Source organism: Deinococcus arboris (assembly GCF_009755355.1).
Lineage (GTDB): Bacteria > Deinococcota > Deinococci > Deinococcales > Deinococcaceae > Deinococcus > Deinococcus betulae.
The window spans coordinates 1-17735 of the sequence record NZ_WQLB01000050.1 but is presented as its reverse complement, the minus strand read 5'-3'; the positions used below and the strand labels follow the sequence as shown (position 1 = coordinate 17735).

At 70.0% G+C, this 17735-nt stretch carries 19 protein-coding genes; 4 read left to right on the top strand and 15 right to left on the bottom strand.

Annotation, left to right across the window (positions count from 1 at the left end; all coding sequences use genetic code 11):
• Positions 1-357: 357 nt before the first annotated feature.
• The 7 genes from GO986_RS21280 to GO986_RS21250 all read right to left on the bottom strand — a co-directional run bounded on the left by GO986_RS21280 (position 358) and on the right by GO986_RS21250 (position 6727).
• Positions 358-2208 carry a GGDEF domain-containing protein gene (locus GO986_RS21280; RefSeq protein ID WP_157461527.1) on the bottom strand — a complete coding sequence of 617 codons (1851 nt, stop codon included), beginning with the start codon at positions 2206-2208 and terminating at the stop codon, positions 358-360.
• 103 nt (positions 2209-2311) lie between these two features.
• The gene (gene trpA / locus GO986_RS21275; protein ID WP_157461526.1) at positions 2312-3139 is read right to left on the bottom strand and encodes a tryptophan synthase subunit alpha; all 828 of its coding nucleotides are present in this window, start codon (positions 3137-3139) and stop codon (positions 2312-2314) included.
• Positions 3136-4407 carry a tryptophan synthase subunit beta gene (trpB, locus tag GO986_RS21270; protein WP_157461525.1) on the bottom strand — a complete coding sequence of 424 codons (1272 nt, stop codon included), beginning with the start codon at positions 4405-4407 and terminating at the stop codon, positions 3136-3138. The genes trpA and trpB overlap by 4 nt, the downstream gene beginning before the upstream one ends.
• Before the next feature lie 80 nt (positions 4408-4487).
• On the bottom strand, positions 4488-5366 hold the full coding sequence (gluQRS, locus tag GO986_RS21265) for a tRNA glutamyl-Q(34) synthetase GluQRS (RefSeq protein ID WP_369409527.1): 879 nt from the start codon (positions 5364-5366) through the stop codon (positions 4488-4490).
• Positions 5363-5893 carry a hypothetical protein gene (locus GO986_RS21260; protein ID WP_157461524.1) on the bottom strand — a complete coding sequence of 177 codons (531 nt, stop codon included), beginning with the start codon at positions 5891-5893 and terminating at the stop codon, positions 5363-5365. The genes gluQRS and GO986_RS21260 overlap by 4 nt, the downstream gene beginning before the upstream one ends.
• The gene (locus GO986_RS21255) at positions 5872-6108 is read right to left on the bottom strand and encodes a hypothetical protein (RefSeq protein WP_157461523.1); all 237 of its coding nucleotides are present in this window, start codon (positions 6106-6108) and stop codon (positions 5872-5874) included. The genes GO986_RS21260 and GO986_RS21255 overlap by 22 nt, the downstream gene beginning before the upstream one ends.
• Before the next feature lie 10 nt (positions 6109-6118).
• Positions 6119-6727 (bottom strand): division plane positioning ATPase MipZ, encoded by a 609-nt coding sequence (locus GO986_RS21250; protein WP_157461522.1) that lies wholly within the window; start codon positions 6725-6727, stop codon positions 6119-6121.
• A gap of 91 nt (positions 6728-6818) precedes the next feature.
• Here GO986_RS21250 and GO986_RS21245 point away from each other — a divergent pair, with 91 nt between their 5' ends.
• Complete coding sequence (locus GO986_RS21245; RefSeq protein WP_157461521.1) at positions 6819-7037, top strand: hypothetical protein; 219 nt, start codon at positions 6819-6821, stop codon at positions 7035-7037.
• A gap of 6 nt (positions 7038-7043) precedes the next feature.
• Here GO986_RS21245 and GO986_RS21240 read toward each other — a convergent pair whose 3' ends face one another.
• A complete protein-coding gene (locus tag GO986_RS21240) occupies positions 7044-7841 on the bottom strand; it encodes an SMI1/KNR4 family protein (RefSeq protein WP_157461520.1) in 798 nt (265 codons plus the stop codon).
• Positions 7842-7923: 82 nt separating this feature from the next.
• Between GO986_RS21240 and GO986_RS21235 the strand changes: the two genes are divergently transcribed.
• Positions 7924-8745 carry a PIG-L deacetylase family protein gene (locus tag GO986_RS21235; RefSeq protein ID WP_157461519.1) on the top strand — a complete coding sequence of 274 codons (822 nt, stop codon included), beginning with the start codon at positions 7924-7926 and terminating at the stop codon, positions 8743-8745.
• 323 nt (positions 8746-9068) lie between these two features.
• On the opposite strand, the gene GO986_RS21230 is transcribed toward GO986_RS21235, so the two are convergent.
• Genes GO986_RS21230 through GO986_RS21215 form a run of 4 tightly spaced genes read right to left on the bottom strand, consistent with a single transcriptional unit; the run spans position 9069 to position 13159 of the window.
• A complete protein-coding gene (locus GO986_RS21230; RefSeq protein WP_369409526.1) occupies positions 9069-9671 on the bottom strand; it encodes a type 1 glutamine amidotransferase family protein in 603 nt (200 codons plus the stop codon).
• Positions 9668-9865: a hypothetical protein gene (locus GO986_RS21225; protein WP_157461518.1), complete on the bottom strand. Its 198-nt coding sequence runs from the start codon at positions 9863-9865 to the stop codon at positions 9668-9670. The genes GO986_RS21230 and GO986_RS21225 overlap by 4 nt, the downstream gene beginning before the upstream one ends.
• A complete protein-coding gene (locus GO986_RS21220; protein ID WP_157461517.1) occupies positions 9862-10260 on the bottom strand; it encodes a DUF3208 domain-containing protein in 399 nt (132 codons plus the stop codon). Before GO986_RS21220 ends, GO986_RS21225 begins: the two co-directional genes overlap by 4 nt.
• Positions 10261-10297: 37 nt before the next feature.
• A complete protein-coding gene (locus tag GO986_RS21215; protein ID WP_369409525.1) occupies positions 10298-13159 on the bottom strand; it encodes a hypothetical protein in 2862 nt (953 codons plus the stop codon).
• Positions 13160-13330: 171 nt separating this feature from the next.
• Here GO986_RS21215 and GO986_RS21210 point away from each other — a divergent pair, with 171 nt between their 5' ends.
• A complete protein-coding gene (locus GO986_RS21210) occupies positions 13331-14026 on the top strand; it encodes a hypothetical protein (RefSeq protein WP_157461516.1) in 696 nt (231 codons plus the stop codon).
• Positions 14027-14285: 259 nt separating this feature from the next.
• On the opposite strand, the gene GO986_RS21205 is transcribed toward GO986_RS21210, so the two are convergent.
• The 3 genes from GO986_RS21205 to GO986_RS21195 all read right to left on the bottom strand — a co-directional run bounded on the left by GO986_RS21205 (position 14286) and on the right by GO986_RS21195 (position 16909).
• A complete protein-coding gene (locus GO986_RS21205; RefSeq protein ID WP_369409524.1) occupies positions 14286-15224 on the bottom strand; it encodes a diacylglycerol/lipid kinase family protein in 939 nt (312 codons plus the stop codon).
• A 25-nt stretch (positions 15225-15249) separates the two neighbouring features.
• On the bottom strand, positions 15250-16002 hold the full coding sequence (locus GO986_RS21200; RefSeq protein ID WP_157461514.1) for a fumarylacetoacetate hydrolase family protein: 753 nt from the start codon (positions 16000-16002) through the stop codon (positions 15250-15252).
• A 160-nt stretch (positions 16003-16162) separates the two neighbouring features.
• Positions 16163-16909, bottom strand: coding sequence for a Crp/Fnr family transcriptional regulator (locus tag GO986_RS21195; RefSeq protein WP_369409523.1), 747 nt, complete (start codon positions 16907-16909; stop codon positions 16163-16165).
• 128 nt (positions 16910-17037) lie between these two features.
• Here GO986_RS21195 and GO986_RS21190 point away from each other — a divergent pair.
• A partial coding sequence (locus tag GO986_RS21190; RefSeq protein ID WP_157461513.1) for an ABC transporter ATP-binding protein occupies positions 17038-17735 on the top strand: 698 nt, incomplete at its 3' end.

Here is a 17735-nt window from a genome sequence, read left to right as displayed (position 1 = left end):
TTGCAACCACTTCGCAGCGGCTAATCGACGCTCTTCGAGTTGGGCACGGGTGTATCGGGTCGGCTGCCATTCCGCCATGCCTCAAGATACCAAGACGGATTTTCGCCGTTATCAATAAAGGCAAAACCTTAGAAGATGTTGCTCTCAGGGGCGCCGGGACAGGCAAGCCTGGGATGCAGAGCAGTCAAGCTGACCTCCAAGCTCAGACAGAGGGCGGCGCCCGTCTGGGATTTGCACAGGAGAGACCGCCGCTAGACCCGCTTGTGCTCTAAAGATTCATGGCGTCTCCTGCCAGAGCCACACCACGCCGGGGGAGAGCCAGACCATCTGCTCTCCCCCGGCAGACAGCACCAGCGGTCAGCTGGCCTCTCGGACATTCTCTCCAGAACCCGGCGGGGGCGGCCCGGCCAGTTCGCCGCAGACCCGGTTGCGGCCACTGCGCTTGGCCTGATACAGCTGACTGTCGGCCAGGGCCAGCAGTTGGCTGGTGTTCAGCCCTGACCCGGCCGCCACCCCCAGGCTGATGGTGACCTGGAGGCCAGACTGCACCGCCGCCCAGGCGTGCTGCTCGACGCACCGCCGCAGCCGCTCACACACCACCAGGGCGTCGGCATACGGGGTTTCAGGCAGCAGCAGCACGAATTCTTCGCCGCCAAAGCGGGCCACCAGGTCCGTCTGACGGCACCCGGCTTGAAGCAGCCCCGCCAGTTCGCGCAGCACGAGGTCGCCCACCTGATGCGAATAGGTGTCATTCACCGCCTTGAAATGGTCAATGTCCAGCAGGACTACGCTCAGGGGCCGCAGATACCGGGCCGCACGCTGGACCTCGGTTTCAAACTGCTCGTTGAAGTGGCGGCGGTTGGCCAGGCCAGTCAGGGCGTCCTCCTGCGAGAGGCGCACGAGGTGCTGGGCCTGCTCCTGCAGGCGGGCCAGCAGCTGCGCTTTCTGCTCGTTCGCGGTGGCCAGCTGCTCATTGACCTCGGTCAGGCGCGCATTGATCTGGCGCTGCACCTCGGCGGCCTGCCGGGCCTGGGCAATGTCCACCTCCAGCATCAGGGCCTGGGTGCGGTGCAGTGCCTGACGGCTGTTCAGGTCGCGTTCCAGCTGGTGGTGCTGCTGATAGTGCGCCAGGGCCGCCTCAAAGTGGCCGCGCAGGCGCTCGGCGGCGCTTAGCAGGGCGTAAATCTCCTGCTGCTCTCTCGGCGCCTGACAGGCGGCGGCCAGCGTCAGGGCCCGGTTGAGATGCTCCAGGGCGCTGTCGCTGTCCTGCTGGGCCAGGGCCAGCGCCCCCAACTGCCGCAGCGCGGCGACCTCTTCCTGGGGGGCACGGGCCTGTGCGGCCAGGTGCTGGGCCTGCTCATAGGCGGCCCGCGCCTGTTCCGGCTGACCCTGCACGACATGGGCGTCGCCCAGACCTGTCAGCAGCCGGGCGTCGCATTTGTGGTCATCTGCCGCCGCCGCCATCTCCAGCGCCTCCTGAAAGAGCCGCAGAGCGGGCACCGGCTGACCCAGTTGCAGGTGGGCCAGGCCCATGCCGCACAGGGTGTCTATCTGCCGGTGGGTGTCGGCCATGGCCCGGTTGATGTCCAGGGCCGCCTGGTAGTGTTCCAGCGCCCGCTCGGGCTGGCCGGCACGGCTGCACACGTCACCCAGATTGGTCAGGCACAGCGCCTCGTTCTCGCTGGCCCCGGCGGCGCGGGCGATGGGCAGGGCGTCCAGAAACGCCTCCAGCGCCTTCTGGTAATCACCCAGGTCGGTGTACACCAGGCCAATGTTGCTCAGGCAGCCGCATTCGAGGGAACGCAGGCCCTGAGAACGCGCGGCGGCCAGCCCCTGCAGCGCACACTGGAGGCCCGGCAGCAACTGACCCAGATTGCGGGTAATGGTGGACAGGCTCAGCAGGGCGCCGGCCTCGCCGCTGGGGTCACCCAGTTGCCGGTAGAGGGCCAGCGCCTCCTCGACCAGGGTCGCCGCCCGCGCTTCGTCCCCCGAGACCGAGGCAGCGTTGCCCAGGCGCAGCGCGCTGAGCGCCGTGCGGGGCAGGTCACCCGCCGCCCGCGAGAGCACCAGCGCCTCTTCGGCACAGGCCACCGCCAGGTGGACCTGCTGAAAGATCAGCTCTGCGGAACGCCGCAGCAGTTCGTCGGTGCGCTCGGGGGCGGTGGGGGGCAGCGCTGACCCCAGCGAAGACGGCTCTGTGTGGTGCATGCGGGCCTCCAGGGCAGGCGCCGCAAGGAGCCAACCGTGGCGGTCAGTCTAGGCAGGGCGCGCTCACAGGGGGCTGACAGCCGCCCGGCTTAAGCTCAGTCATTCAGCCCCGTGACCGAGCCTGGTCACGCCCGCACCCAGCGGCGATGCTGGCCGCCAGCGCGCCGACATCCTGGCCATTGGCCGCTGCGGTGATAAAGACGCTGCCCACCACCACGCCGTCCGCCACCTGCGCGACCTGGTGGGCGGTGGCGGCGTCTTTGACCCCAAAGCCCACCGCCACCGGCACGCGGGCGTGCTGCCGGGCCAGAGCCAGCATGGCAGGCACCTCGCCCAGCGCCGCGCCTTCACGGGCGCCGGTCACGCCGGTCACGCTGACCGCGTACAGAAAGCCGGTGCAGGCGCGCGCCACCAGCGCCACACGCGCCGGGGTGCTGGTCGGCGCAATCAGGAAGGTGACGGCCAGGCCGTGTTCGGCGGCCAGGTCGGCAATCTCCAGGTCCTGATCAGGCGGGAGGTCAGGCAGAATCAGGCCGTCCACGCCCGCTTCCTGGGCCAGGCGCATGAACTCGCGCGGCCCCACAGCGTAGATGGGGTTCACATAGGTCATGACCACGATGGGCTTGTCGGTCTGCGCGCGCAGCCCGGCGATCAGCCGCAAGGAATGGCGGGTGCTGGTGCCGCCTGCCAGCGCCTGCTCGCTGGCCCGCTGAATGGTGGGGCCGTCGCCCAGCGGGTCGCTGTAGGGAATCCCAACTTCCAGAATATCGGCGTGGGTCAGCAGGTCGGTGGCCAAGGCCGGAAAGGCGTGGGCGCTGGGATAACCGGCCGTCATGTAAGGAATAAAGGCCGCGCGGCCCTGGGCGGCCGCCTGGGCAAAGGCGGCGTGCAGGCGGGCGGCGCCGCGCGTGGCAGAAACAGTGGCCGTCATGCGTGAACCTCCGGGGGCAGAATCTGGCCTGGCGCGTCCCCTAGTCCTTCTTGCAGGCTCAGGAGGCGCATCACCTCGGCCACGTCCTTGTCGCCCCGGCCAGACAGGTTGACCACCAGGGTCTGGTCGGGGCGCATGGTGCGGGCCAGTTCGACCGCGTGGTGGATGGCATGAGCACTTTCCAGGGCGGGAATGATGCCTTCCAGGCGCGTCAGCAGTTGCAGGGCATCCAGCGCCTGTGCATCGGTGACCGGGACGTACTGGGCCGCCCCGGTCTGGGCATACAGGCAGTGCTCCGGGCCAATGCCGGGGTAATCCAGGCCCGCGCTGATGGAATGGGGCGGCACAATCTGGCCCTCGTCGTCGTTCAGGAGGTACATCATGGCGCCGTGCAGCACGCCGATGCGCCCGCCTGCCACGCTGGCGGCGTGCTTACCGGACTCCACGCCCTCTCCGGCGGCCTCGGTGCCGACCAGCAGGGGGCGTTCTTCTTCGGGCAGGTACGCAAACGGCGCAAAGATGCCAATCGCGTTGCTGCCGCCGCCTACGCAGGCCACGATGGCGTCAGGGGTGGGGCGGCCCTCCAGGGCCTGATGCTGCACCTTGACCTCTTCGCCAATAATCGACTGGAAATCGCGCACCATCGCCGGGTACGGGTGCGGCCCCACCACACTGCCCAGGATGTAAAAGGTGTCACGCACGTTGGTCACCCAGTCGCGGATGGCCTCGTTGGTGGCGTCCTTCAGGGTGGCGGTGCCGGACGTGACTTCACGGACCTCGGCGCCCAGCAGTTTCATCCGGAAGACGTTCAGGGCCTGGCGGCGGATGTCCTCGGCGCCCATATAGACCACGCAGTCCAGGCCCAGCAGGGCGGCGGCGGTGGCACTGGCCACCCCGTGCTGCCCGGCGCCGGTTTCGGCAATCACACGCTTTTTGCCCATGCGCACGGCCAGGAGCGCCTGCGCCAGGCAGTTGTTGATTTTATGGGCGCCCGTGTAATTCTGGTCCTCGCGCTTGAGGTAGATTTTCGCGCCGCCCGCATGCTCGGTCAGGCGGCGGGCCAGGTACAGGGCGCTGGGCCGGCCCACGAACTCGCGCAGCAAACGGTCCAGTTCAGTCAGGAAGGCCGGGTCCACCTTGGCCACGTGGTAGGCGGCGCCCAGTTCATCCAGAGCGGGAATCAGCGTTTCGGGCACATACCGCCCGCCGAAGCGGCCAAAGCGGCCACGCTCGTCGGGCTGAGGATACGTGGGAAGAGACAAAGCCATGTCACCAGCGTAGACCCCGCCCACGAACGGGCGTTAGGCAAACTTAGACAAACTGTCTAGATTGAGCGGGCAGAGCAGCGTCAGGCCCTCAGGGTCAGGCGGCCCTCCAGCACCGCGCGCCACAGCGGCAGCAGGTCGTCCAGACTGACCTCGGGGGGCACCGCCCAGCCCAGGCTGCGGGCGAGTTCGGCGCGCACACGCCCCGGCGAATCGCCGCCTTCCCGCAGGGCCTGCACGGGGGGCGCGCCGCCGCGTTTGGCCAATCTCTCGCCCCGAAAGTCCAGCAGCAGCGGCACATGCCAGTAGCGCGGGGTGGGCAGGCCCAGTGCGCCTTGCAGGGCCACCTGCCGGGGGGTGGCACCCAGCAAGTCGGCGCCGCGCAACACATCGGTCACGCCCTGTGCCGCATCATCAACGACCACCGCCAGGTGGTAAGCGAACACGCCGTCGTTGCGGCGCAGGGCCAGGTCACCGACCTCGGTGGGCAGGTCCTGACAGAGGGCGGTCTGCGACAGCTCGTCCTGGGCGCAGGCCACTTCGGCTGGCACGCGCCAGCGCACCGCCGCTGGGCGGCCCGGCATATGGCCCGCGCGGCAGGTGCCGGGATACACCGGCTCGGCGCCATGGGGGGCACCCACGCTGGCCTGGACGGCCGCCTGCACTTCCTTGCGGGTGCAGGTGCAGGGATAGGTGTCCAGGCGGGCCAGCGCCGCCTCGTACAGCGGCAGCCGGCTGGACTGGATGACCTCCTCGTCCCAGTCCAGGCCCAGCCAGGCCAGGTCCAGGCGGGTGGTTTCAAAGGCCCAGGGGCGCACGCGGCCGGTGTCGAGATCTTCAAACCTCAGCAGGTGGCGCCCGCCCTGGGCGCGCGAATGCAGCCAGGCCAGCAGGGCGGTGCGCGCATTGCCCAGATGCATGGCGCCGGTGGGACTGGGTGCGAAGCGGCCGACGACGCTCACGCCGGCTCCGGCGAACTGTTCAATTCGTTCCAGACGGCCAGCAGCGTGCCCAGAATGACGGCGGCGTAGGCCAGAAACAGCATGAAGCGGCCCAGCGGGTCGGCGGCGCCCAGCGCGTTCCAGCCGACCAGCAGTTGCCACCAGTCGTGGGTGTCGGGGTCACCCGTCAGCAGGGGCAGTTCGCGCGCCGGGGCGTCGCGGATATACGCCGCCACCCCCGCCAGCGAGTGCCCCAGCCAGAGGGTGACCAGCCCAGCCGCAAAGCGCTCCTGACGCGCCAGGAAGGTCGCCACGCAGGCGGCCGGCACCAGCACCTGCACGGCGCTGCCGCCCAACAGGGTCACCGTCTCGCCTGCCCACATGAGCAGCACGTGCCCGGCTTCGTGGAACACCAGGTTGACGTTACTCAGCCAGCCCGGCTGCAAGGGATTGAGCACGCCCGGCACCGTGACGAGCAGAGCCAGCAGCAGGGCGACCGCCCGACCGGCGCGCGCCGCTGCCGGCGTCATGACCGGGCGCGCAGCCAAGCCAGCAGCAGGTCCTCGGCCAGTTCCTCGACGCTCTCGCCGCCGCCCTTTTTCAGGGCCCTGCTCACCGCGCGGACTGTTTCGCGGCGCAGATACACGGCTTCGACGGGGTCGGGCGCGTGGGTGCGCCGGGCGTCGGGGGCCGGGGTGACCTTGCGCCCGGCCTCTTTCTTGGCCTTCTTGCCCGTTTTGCTCAGGTAATCAAAGCGGCCCATGCTCAGCGCGTCACCACAGCTCGCGGGCCAGGGTGGTCACGTCAGCCCAGGCAAGGTCTGCGCGGGGAACGGGCACGTCGCGCACCAGCACGCCCAGTTCGGCGGCGCGGCCAAAGGCGGCGTACTGGCGCACCACCGCGTTGCACACCGTAAAGCCGTCGTCGCGCAGTCCCTCGCGGGCGTCCTCGGCCGCGTGACCCACGGGCGGCACGCGGGTCAGGGCCACGCGGGTCTTGCGGGCGGCGCCCTCGGCGTGCAGAAAATCCATCAGTTCACGGGTGGCGTCCAGTTCCAGGGGGCTGACCCCGCTGGGCACCAGCAGCAGGTCGGCGCGCTCGGCCAGCTGGCGCAGCTCCTTGCGTTTGGGGCGGCCCTCGGTGTCCAGCACCACGAGGTCGTACCCGGCCAGCTTCTTGGGCTTCACGTCCTCGGCGGCCAGCACGTCAAACGGTAGTCCGCCCGTCCGCGCCGCCCAGCGCAGGCTGCTGCCCACACGGCCGTCTTCATCAATCAGGAGGGGCCGCAGGCCCTGTTCCTGCGCCGCGCCGGCCAGGTGGACCGCCAGGGTGCTTTTGCCCACGCCTCCCTTTTCCGAAGTGATGGCTACTGTCCGGGTCATGCTGGGGCCAGGGTAGCACCCACCACGTTGGCCCCCGGTCAGCTGTAGCGGGCAGCGTGGCCAGCCGGAGGCTTGCGGCAAGATAGGGGCCATGCCCAGCCCCGAGCAGCAACAAGAATTGGAACAGGCCCCGGTGTACTGGACCGCCCGCGCCATGCAGGAGCAGGGCAGCCGCTTTTACCGCGCGCTGGGCGAGGCGCTGCACGCCGCCGACGCGGTCAACCGCCGCCTCATTCTGCGGACCTGGCCGGAAGCCTGCTGGGACTTTTACGGCCGGGGGCAGGTGCTGGCGCGAGCGGAATCCCTCTGACGGCCCTCAGGGGCGCCAGGTTCTCATGGCCCGCTCGGCGGCGCCGTTGCTGCGGTTGCCCGGCTGGACCGCTAGCTCCCGAATCAGCGTGTAGGCGGGGGTATATCGCCGCTGCGCCAGAATCTCTACCGCACGCGCCACCACGTAAAAGTCTGGATGATCCAGAAAGGGCAGCAGGACGCTGCTCTGCCCATAAGGGGTAAGGGCCATGGCACAGGCCAAGCGGGGGTTGTCCTCTCGCTGCTCCGCATTCTGATAGAGGCTCAGTGCCCGCTGCCAGTCCTCTTCATCATGTAAAGGGTCTGGCGCACGGCCTGGAAAGGCGGGAACGAGAGCGCCGTCCGTGAAGACATCTCGCAGAGGATGCGCGTCCACCCAATCCAGAAAAGACGGAATGGTTCGAAAGACCGGCACCAGACCACCACCGTCATGGCCTAGCACGCACACCATGCCTTCCAGCGGCCCCCGCACATAGACACCGACGTAATTGGAGTTGTCATCCGTCCAGAAAAACCGCAGGTCCGCCGGAAATAACTCTGCGGTGCTGACGTACCACGCCGCAGCTTCTTCCAGACTCATCAGGAAAGGCGCCTGAGGCCGGGCGTCCTCATCCTCGTCCAAGACGCCCTCCCACTGCTCCTCCCAGTCTGAAGCCAATCTCTGCGGGCCAGCGCCATCGTGCTCCTCGTACAGTGACCTGAGGGCATCCGGCCAAGTTATTTCAAGGGCCTGGGCCGCGGCCTCCAGTTGTTCTGAGGTCGCGGCGGGTCGCCAGTCATAAGGCGCGTTGAAGTAGGGCTGCACCGAGGCAGTTTAGGGCACCCCTACCCGCCCACTCCGGGCCCCTTGGCTGAATCCCACTGGCCACCGCTACACTGGGTCGAGCATGACGACCCCAACCCTGCTGGCTGTGTTTGCCCACCCGGATGACGAAGCGTTCAGTGTCGGCGGCACCCTGACCCACTACGCCCGCCAGGGGGTGAAGGTGGTCCTGGCCTGCGCCACGCGCGGCGAGGCCGGAAAAATCACCGTGCCCGGCATGACGGTGGACGACCTGGGCGCCCAGCGCGAGCAGGAACTGCGCGAGGCGTGCGAGGCGCTGGAAATTGGCCCCCCCGTCTTTCTGGACTACCACGATTCGGGCCGCTACGAGCGCACCCGGCACGGCGACCCCAGGGCCCTGATGAACGTAAACCCGCTGGACGTCGAAGTGGGCCTGCGCGCCCTGATTGCCGAGGTGGCGCCGCAGGTCATGGTGACCTTTGACCCCCACGGCGGCTACGGCCACATTGACCACCTGCAAATCCACCGCGCGGCCACGGCGGCCTTCTTTAGTACCGGGCACCTGCCAGGGGGCGGGCCGCAGCGCCTGTATTACACCGCCCTGACCACCCAGGCGGCGCAGGGCCTGTCGCGCATGGGTGAGAACCTGGACCCGCTGGTCTACGGCGTGTCGGAGGAAACGGTGGCCGTCAAGATTGACGTGGCTGCCTACGCCGACAACAAACGCGCCGCCCTGAAGGCCCACGGCACCCAGACCGGCGAGCAGAGCGTCATGGGCAAGATGAGCCCCGAGGAGCGCGCCACAATGGAAGCGATGCTGCTGGGCGCCGAGCGCTTTAGCATCGGCGGCACCCGCACTGCCCTTGGGAGCTATCCGCTGCGCGGCCTGTTCGACGGCTTGGCGGGGTTCGAGCATCTGAACTGAGGGCAGATTGAATACCAGCGCCGGCCGAGAGCGGTCTGGAAAAGAGGTTGGCATTCGTTGAAGCCTTTGGACCTGAAGCAGTAGACGTTTCAGGTCCACCTCTCGCATTGGTCGGGAGGTATGCAAACGCTGGCCCCAATCCTTGTCATCAAGGGGCTGACCCACAACCTGAGCAATGCTAAGGACTTCAAAGATTTTCCGCTGACCTGATCGCCTTCAGACCTTAGCCGCCGACCAGTTTCTTCTCCTGGCAACAGCTTGCGCGTCCGTGATCACGTTCAAGCGGCTCCCCTCGCCTAAACCGAGGTGCCGGCCAGCCAGAGCTACCCGGCTTGACCTGCCACCAGCAGCGGCCCGGCTTCTATTCGCCGGGCCGCATCCTGCGCCGCTTCTTCGCCCCATACGGCCCGCGCCACATGCAGGGCAGCGTGCAAGGCGCCCAGCCCAGCGGGGGCGCTGCACAGCGCATCGTCCGTCACGATCTCGCCGGGGCGCACCTCCTGGGGCGTGTAATTCCAGAGCGTATCGGTCAAGTCAGCAGGACCGCCCACCGCGCGGCCATCCAGCACCCCCGCCTCGCCCAGGAGCAGCAGGCCGCTGCCGCTTACACCTGTGGGCAGACCCGTGTGCGCGGCCAGAAAGGCACGCAGCAGGGGATCGCGGCTGGCCTTGGCCGCGCCGGGGCCGCCCGGCAGGAGCAGCGCCGCCGGCTCAGGCAGCGCGGCGTATAGCACATGCGGCGTCATCACCAGCCCGCCTGCCGTCACCACGCTGATCCGCGAACGGTGAACGGTCAGGGCCGCCTTCTCGCCGCCGCACAGCCGCAGAACAGTCACCATCAGGCCCAATTCCAACTCGCTGACGCCGGGATAGACCGGCAGCGCCACCACAGGGCCGGGGGGCGCGGTGGGTTCTGGGTCGGTCACGCGGTCCCGAGCGGGCGCAGGGTGTATGCCCGCCGTGCCAGAGGCGGCTCCACCTCGCCGTGCTCCAGCAAATGCTGGGCCGCTTCTTCCGACAGGCGCTCTACGCGCAGCAGGTAGGTCAGGGCGGTGTCGGGGCGGTCAAAGCGGCGCGGGTGGGGGTCGCCCTCGACCGTCAGGTCAAGCCAGGTGATCATAGGTCGCGCAGGTCCTCCCACAGCTGCCAGCCCACGCCGTCCGGGGTGCCGTCCAGCAGCGGCCCCAGCTGCTCGCTGGCGGCGCTGGCATCGGCGTGCAGGGCGTCGTTGAGCGGCCGGGCCTCATAGACGCGCAGCACGGTGAACTGGTAAAACGCCTGCGACGCGGTGGGCTCGCCGTTCTCGAAAAAGGCAAAGGGAGGCGTGACGGCGTCCCACAGCACATGCGCGGCCTCGTGCTCTTCCTGTTCTGGGCCAGGCAGGTCCAGTTCATGCGGCAGAAAGTGTTCCAGGTCTATCTCGGCGTCCTGGGGGTGCCACACATACCCTTGCAGCAGCCGCACGGCGGCTCGCCCCACAGGCGGCGGTTCACTGGTACTCACGCGCTGTAGCATACCGGCTTTTGGGGCCGGGTGAGGGTGCCGCGCCCAGTCACCAGCGCCCGTCCCCACTGGCCAGCCGCGCCGCCTCATGCAGCACCAGCGCGTCGGGCAGCCGAAAGACGCTGTGTGGGTCCACGCCCCAGGCACTCAGCAGGGCCCCGGCGTCCGGGCGCGCCGCCAGGGCGTGTCCAGCCTCTCGCCACGCCCCGGCGCGAAAGGGCGCCAGGTGGGGGTCGGCCAGGGCGGCGCGCAGCCACGCCAGCATGGTCAGGCCGTCGGCGACCGAGGCGCGGGCTTCGACGGCCAGCAGCTGGGCGTGCAGGCCAGGGTCGCCGGGGCCGCCGTCCGGGGCGGCGCGGCGCAGCAGGGCGTGCGCGCGGTTCAGGTCGGTCAGCGCGGCCTCTGGCTGCCCGGCGCGCACCAGGGCTTCGGCGCGCATGGCCCGCACCTGGGCTTCTTCGTAGGGATGGGCGGCCAGCGCCAGGGCCTGCCCGGTCAGGGCCAGGGCGCGCGCCGGGTCCGGCTCGGCCAGCGCGCGGCTGAGCCACATGTCGAGGTGCAGCAGGTGGTCGCGGTCGGCCCCGCCCCCACCCCCGGCCAGCAGCTCGTCCAGCGCGGCGCGGGCGTGGACCAGGTCGGGGTGGTCGGCCGTGGCCCCGGCCAGGGGTTGCAGGTACGGCCGCCCCAGCCCGCGCGACAGATAGGCCAGGGCGGCGCGGTAGCGGGTGCGGCGCTCACGGTAGCTCGCCTCGGCGGGGCGGGCGTCGGGGCGCGCGAGCAGAGTCAGGGCCTGCGCGGCGTGCGTCAGGGCGGCGTCGGGACGGCCCAGGGCCAGCAGCAGCGGCACCCCCTCCGACAGCAGGCGGGCGCGCGGCACCCCGTCGGCGTGGCGGCGTTCGGGGGGCGGCACCAGGGCCAGTGCGCGCTCCAGGTGACTCCAGCCTTCCGCCGGGCGGCCCAACCGCCGCAGGGCCGTGGCGGTGCGGGCCAGCACGCGGGCCTGCTCCTCATCGGCGCTGCCGGCGGCGACCAGGCGCCCGGCCGCGTCTTGCAGGGCGGTCAGGGCCAGCAGCGGCTGCCCCAGGCGCAGCAGCAGGTCGCCTTCCTGATAGCGCGCCCGCGCCGAGAGCAGTGGGCTGCCCGCCGGCACCGCCCGCAGAGCGGCCAGCGCCTCAGGCCACCGCCCGGCGTCCTTGGCGATCAGGCCGCGCCACAGCCCGGCGCGGGGTCCCCCCTGCGCGGCGCGGGGGTCGGTGACGGCCCCAGTGGCCGCCGCCAGGTCACCGCGCCAGCGGGCCAGCGCCGCTTGCACCAGCAGGGCGTCGGCCTGCGCGGCGCGGGTCCAGGGGTCGTGGCCCGTCATGCCAGTCACGTCGGGATGGGCCAGCTGAGTCTGGGCGGCGTCCATCCGGCCCTGTTCGAGGCTGCTTTCGGCCAATTTGACCCGCGCCCAGGCGCGCACCGGGTCGCGCGGCGATTCCAGCAGGGTAAACAGGGCGCCGCGCAGCTGCACCTCGCCGTAATCGCCCCGGCCCGCGTGGTGCGCGACCACGGCGCGGGCCAGCGCCTCACGGTGGTCGCCGGGCGGGGCTTCGCGCAGGACAGGCCACAGCGGCGGCAAAAAGCGGGCGTCGTCCGGCGCCGCCTGGACATGGGCCGCCAGCGCCGCCCAGTCATGCAACGCCGCCCACGCCGCCAGCCGCAGGGGCGTCAGCGCCGCCGCCTCACTGCTGGCCAGGGCGCGCAGCGGGGCAATTCTGGCCTGGGGCGCCACCTCGGGCCAGGCGGCGCGCAGGGTCGGCGCGGGCTGCCAGCCGGCCTGGGGGTCACCGCGCAGCAGCATGCGGGCGTGGGGCGGCAGCGCCGCTGGGTCGCGGCCCAGTACGGCGGTCAGCGCCGCGTGCGGCCAGGGGGCCGCCGGGTCTGGCCCCGCCGAGTGCAGCGCGGCTGCCGCCTCGGTCAGGGCGCGGGTGTCGGGGTCGGCCAGCAGGTCGGCGGGGGTCGCCCCCTCATGGGCCAGGCGGGCCAGCAGGGTCAGGCGGTCCAGACTGCGCCCCGTTTCGCGCGCCAGGCGCTCGGCCTCGGCACGCGGCAGATTCAGGTGGGTCATCAGGTAGGCGCGGGCCTCGGCGGGGGTGGGGGGCCGCAGCTCAATGCACTCCAGTTCTGTACCGGGGGGCGGCTCATCTTCCAGGGCCAGCAGCACAGCCACCCCGGCCGGCGCGCGGGCCAGCAGCGCCCCTGTGGCCCAGGCCGCTGCACCCAGCGGCGAGCCGTCCGGGGCACGTGGCGGCTGCCCATGAAAGCGCAGGTCGGCCGTGACCCGCACCAGCAGCGCCCCTGCGGGCGGCAGCGCGGCCAGCGCCGCGTCCATCTGCGCCTGCGCCTGCGCCGCGTAAGAGGTGCCTGCGGGCGGCGGCATCTTCAGGGCACTGGCCCCCTCGCCCGAAAGGAACAGGCGGGTGACCGGCACCCCCTGCGCCTCCAGCGTCCGGCCCACCTGCGAGAGCAGGACCGTCTTCCCCGCCCCCGCGCGGCCCCAGACCATCAGGCGCGGGGCGCGGCCCGTCCGCACACCCGCCAGAAACTGCCGGTAGGCGCGCGTCTTGCTGCGGCCCAGCAGGTCCAGTTCAGGAGGGGTCTCGGGCCGGGCAGGGGCAGTCACCTCAGGCAGCGGACGACCGACCTCACGGGCCAGGTCCGCCAGAATGCCGCGCAGCGCGGCCTTGTCGGCGGCGGTCCCCACGCCCCGGTACACGATGTTCCGGACACTGCTGGGGTTGGCCCCCCGGCGGCGCATTTCGGCTTCCAGCCAGCGCAGGCTGCCGCGCGCCTGGCCGCCGGGGGTGGGGGGCAGATGCGCGCGCAGGTCAGCCAGCACCGCCCGCTCGTCCAGGGGGCGCTCAGGCACGGCGCGGTCCTGTGGGGGCGCGGGGCACTGCGCCAGCGTAGCACCCGCTGCACCCGGTTTAAAAAAGCCAGGGCGCGGCCGTTCCTGACGCCTTCGTCAGCAATCTGTGAGGCGGGATGTGTATACTTTGCCCAGCTTTCAACTCAGTTCATTTCCCCCGGAGGAACCCCCATGCGTACAGCCATTGTGTCGTTTACCCTTGCCCTCGCCGTGACCGCCGCCGCCCAGAGCCAGCAGGCCGCCAAGAGCCTGTTTGACCAGGGCAAGTGGCAGGAAGCGGCGAGCGCCGCCGCCGCCCTGAACACGGCCGAGGGCCTGGCCCTGGCTGCCGAGGCCACCACCGCTGGCGCCGGCCTGGTGCCGGACGCCCAGAAAAAGGCCCAGTTTGAAAAGGCCCAGGGCTACGCCCGTCAGGCGATTGCCAGGGACAAGAACAACGCCGAGGCCTACTTTGAACTGGCGCGCGCCCAGGGCCGCCTGGCGCAGTTCAGCGGCATCCTGCAGAGCCTGGGCCTGGCCGGCGAGATGAAAAAGAACCTGGATACGGCCGTGCGCCTGGAGCCCAAGCTGGCGGGCGCTTACGTGGCTCTGGGCCTGTGGAACGCCAACCTGATCAGCAAGGGCTTTATCGCCACGCGCGCCACCGGGGCCGACCGCAACCAGATCATCCCCAACTTTGAAAAGGCCATCGCGCTGGAACCCAACGTGGCCGTTCACCGCATCGAGTACGCCAACGCCCTGATTCTGCAGGGCAAGAAGGCCGAAGCCGCCGCCCAGCTGGACAAGGCCCTGAGCTTCAGCGCCGACACCTTCTGGGAAAAGCGCAACGAGGAGCAGGCCAAGGCCACGCTGGCGAAGCTGAAATAGGGTTGTGGGGTGGAGGAGGTGGGTTGTGGGAAGAACATTCCCCAACCCACCTCTCCTCGTTCAGATGCTTGATGTGAGCGGCGGCGGGAAGCCGGGAGCCAGAGAGAAGGTTTTTTCGGACTCAGCGAGGGGAAGCGCGGCTCGCCGCCAGCCCTGACGCTTTCCAGCTCAATTCACGTCAGGTTTTCTGCTGGCCGAGGACAGCGCGACTGACCCCCAAATCTTTTCCCACTGCCCACAACATACTCCCCACTTTCCTTCACGCATTGAGCAGCAGCGTCGCCCCTGGCAGCACCCGCACCTGCAGCGCGGTCACGCGGCCGTGCAGGTCACCGTCCAGATGCAGGCGGGTGGGCGTGTCCCAGGTGACCTGCACCTCGCGCGCCTGGGTGTGGTGGGCCAGGGGATGACCCAGGTGGGCGCCGCGCAGCACGCGCGCCATCAGGCCCAGCAGCTGGCCCCTGGTCATAGGACCGCCCACCACGACGTTGAGCAGGCCGTCGCGCACATCGGACTGAGGGCTAATTAAAAAGCCGCCGCCGTAGCGGGTGCCGTTCATCACGGCGGCCAGGGGGCTGGGGCCGGCATACAGCGTCTGCCCGTCGGCCACCACCTCCACGCGGGCCAGCTTCAGGTGCCGCAGGGTGGACAGCGCCGAGGCCACATACCGCGCCAGGCCGCGCAGCCGCGCAGGCATGGTGTCCATGTTGGCAGTGACATCGGCGTCAAAGCCCATGCCCATGCCATTGAGCAGGACGACTGTGCGCCCGGCCTCATCGCCCTGCACAATGCTGACCTGCATGGCGTCCAGGGCGCGCGGCTGGTAGTGCAGGCGGTCCAGGGCCTCGCCAAACTGACCGGGGCGCAGGCCCAGCAGCCCCGCAAAATCGTTGCCGGTGCCCAGCGGGACGATGGCCAGCGGCCGGCCCGTGCCCACCACAGCGCTCAGGAGGGCGCCCACGGTGCCGTCACCGCCCACCGCCATCACCGCCATGTCGGCCGGTAAGGCCGCCACCCGCGCCAGCGCCGCCTCGCCGGACTCTTCGTGAATCAGCGTGTAGGCCAGGCCGCGCCGCTGCAACTCGGCTTCCAGCCGGGGCCATTCCCGCAGGGCCAGGCCGCCGCCCGCCTGAGGGTTTAAGACGACTGCCAGCGGCGGCAGTGAAGCGGGGACAAGCTGGCCAGACTCGGACGTCACAGTGGCGCCAGCATAGCGCCCAACGTTACAAAATCGGCGTGCGCAGGACCCCGACGCCTTGCACCTCGACCTCCACCACATCGCCGCGTTCCAGTGGACCGACGCCCTCAGGGGTGCCAGTCAGCACCACGTCACCGGGCTCCAGGGTGACGTAACGGGTGATGTACGTCAGGATGGCCGGCAGGTCAAAGATCATGTGGCTGGTGTGGCTGTCCTGGCGAATCTCGCCGTTCACGCGGGTCTGGACGCGCAGGTCACGGGGGTCAAGGTCGGTCACCAGTTGCGGCCCCAGCGGGCAGAAGCGGTCGGCGGCCTTGGCGCGGAACCATTGCAGGTCGGTCTTTTGCAGGTCGCGGGCCGTCAGGTCCAGGCCGCAGGTGTAGCCCGCCACAGCGCTCAGGGCCGTTTCCGGGCTCAGGTGGCTGGCCCGCGTGCCGATGACAGCGGCCAGTTCACCCTCGAAGTGAAAGTTCTCGGTCCAGTCTGGTCTGGTGACGGCGCCGCCTGGCTCGGCCAGGGCGTTGGGACCCTTGAGGAAGATGCCCGGTTCGGTGGGCAGCCCAACTGCGTCGTTGCCCAGTTCGCGGATGTGGTCCAGATAGTTGCGGCCCACACACACAATCTTGCTGGGTTCGGCGGGGGCCAGCAGGGCGGCGGGGGTGTAGGGCGCCGCCTCGCCGGTACGCGGCCCCAGCATGCCGGCGCGCAGGTGCACGGTCTCCCCTTCCAGCTCTCCCCAGCAGGGCTGCCCCTGCCACGTCATACGAACGAGGTTCATGCGGGCCAGGATAGCGGGCGCAGGGTGGGGCGCCGCTTCAAAACTGTCTTCTGTGGTCGCCGGACAGCAGCATCAAGGTCACAGAGGCCGCTCTCCAGACATAAGACGGCTCGCCTGAGTACCACCCAGAAAGAACCCCTGGTGGCGCTGAGAGCTGCGGTCAGTCCAGGCTGTCGGCTTCTTCCATCGTGACGTTTTCCAGACCTCCTGGGTCCAGCAGGGTCACGGTCTGGCCGTTACTTTTGAGCAGCTTCTGCCCTTCCAGTTTGCGCATCACGCGCGACACGGTTTCGCGGCTGCTGGAAATGCGGCTCATGATGTCCTGGGTGGACAGCGGCAGCACCTCGGGCTGAGGCACCTGCGCCTGCACCCGCTGACGGTACAGCGTGGTAAAGACGTGGCTCAGGGCCGCTTCGGTGTTCAGGCCAAAGGCGATCAGCTCGTCGTTCAGGTGGGTCACGCGCTGCACGAGCATGACGCTCAGGTTCCACAGCACGTCCGGGTGACGGCGCAGAATCTGCCGGAAATGAGAGCGGTAGAGCATCAGCGTGGTCACGTCGGTCAGGGCGACCACGGTGGCGCTGCGTTCGCCGCCGCCCAGCACGGCGGTTTCGCCCACCACGCCCGGCGCGTAGACGTCGCCCATCACGCGCTCGCGGCTGCCCAGACTCACCCGGCTGACCCGCACGACGCCGCGTGTGAGGAGGTGCAGCGCCTCGCCCTCGGCGTCCTGCTCCAGGATGGTGTCGCCCGCGCGGTAGTGCCGCTCGGTGATGACCTGAAGCGCCTCTTGCAGCGCTCCCTGGGGCACGTTGTGGAAAAGAAAAGATGCTTTGAGGTCGTCCAGGCGCGCCATTGCGGCCCATGCTAGCGTGCCGGCCCCAGCCACCACAACGGCGCCGCCCACTGGGGGGATCTTGACCTACGGTGACGGGCTGCCCTCTGTCCTGCCCGGAACCCTTTCGGCTCCTACTCGCTGTTCCTCAGCTGACACCGCCGGTGCCAACGATTGGACCAGAAACCGGATGAGCTACCATGCGCCGCGTGACCCACCCCGCCCCCGCTGCCCTGGACGCCCGCCACCTGACCCAGGCGTACGGCCCCATGACGGTGCTGCGCGGCGTGAGCCTGACTGTCCAGCCGGGCGAGGTGGTGGCGGTCACCGGCCCGTCCGGCAGCGGTAAAAGCACGCTGCTGCACCTGCTGGGCGGCCTGGACACCCCGCAAGGCGGCGAGGTCTGGTGGGCGGGGACGCGGGTGGACACCCTGAACACCCAGGTTCGTGCCGCGCGCCGGGCCGGGCAGCTGGGGCTGGTGTTTCAGCACCACTACCTGCTGGACGACCTGACGGTGCTGGAGAATGTGCTGCTGCCGTGCCGCCTGTCCGGGCAGGGCGACGAGGCCCGCGCGGCCGACCTGCTGCGCCGGGTAGGTCTGGCGGGGCGCGAAGGCACCCTGCCCGGCGTTCTGAGCGGCGGCGAGCGGCAGCGGGTGGCGGTGGCCCGCGCGCTGGCAGCCCGGCCCGCCGCCGTGCTGGCCGACGAACCCACCGGCAGCCTGGACCGCGCCAACGCGCAGGCGGTGGCCGCGCTGCTGGTCACCCTGGCGCGCGAGGAAGGCGCGGGCGTGCTGCTGGTGACCCACGATGAGCGCTTAGCCCGGTATGCCGACCGCACCCTGCACCTGCTGGACGGGCAGTTTACGGACGACGCGCCGGACTTTGAACCGGCGTC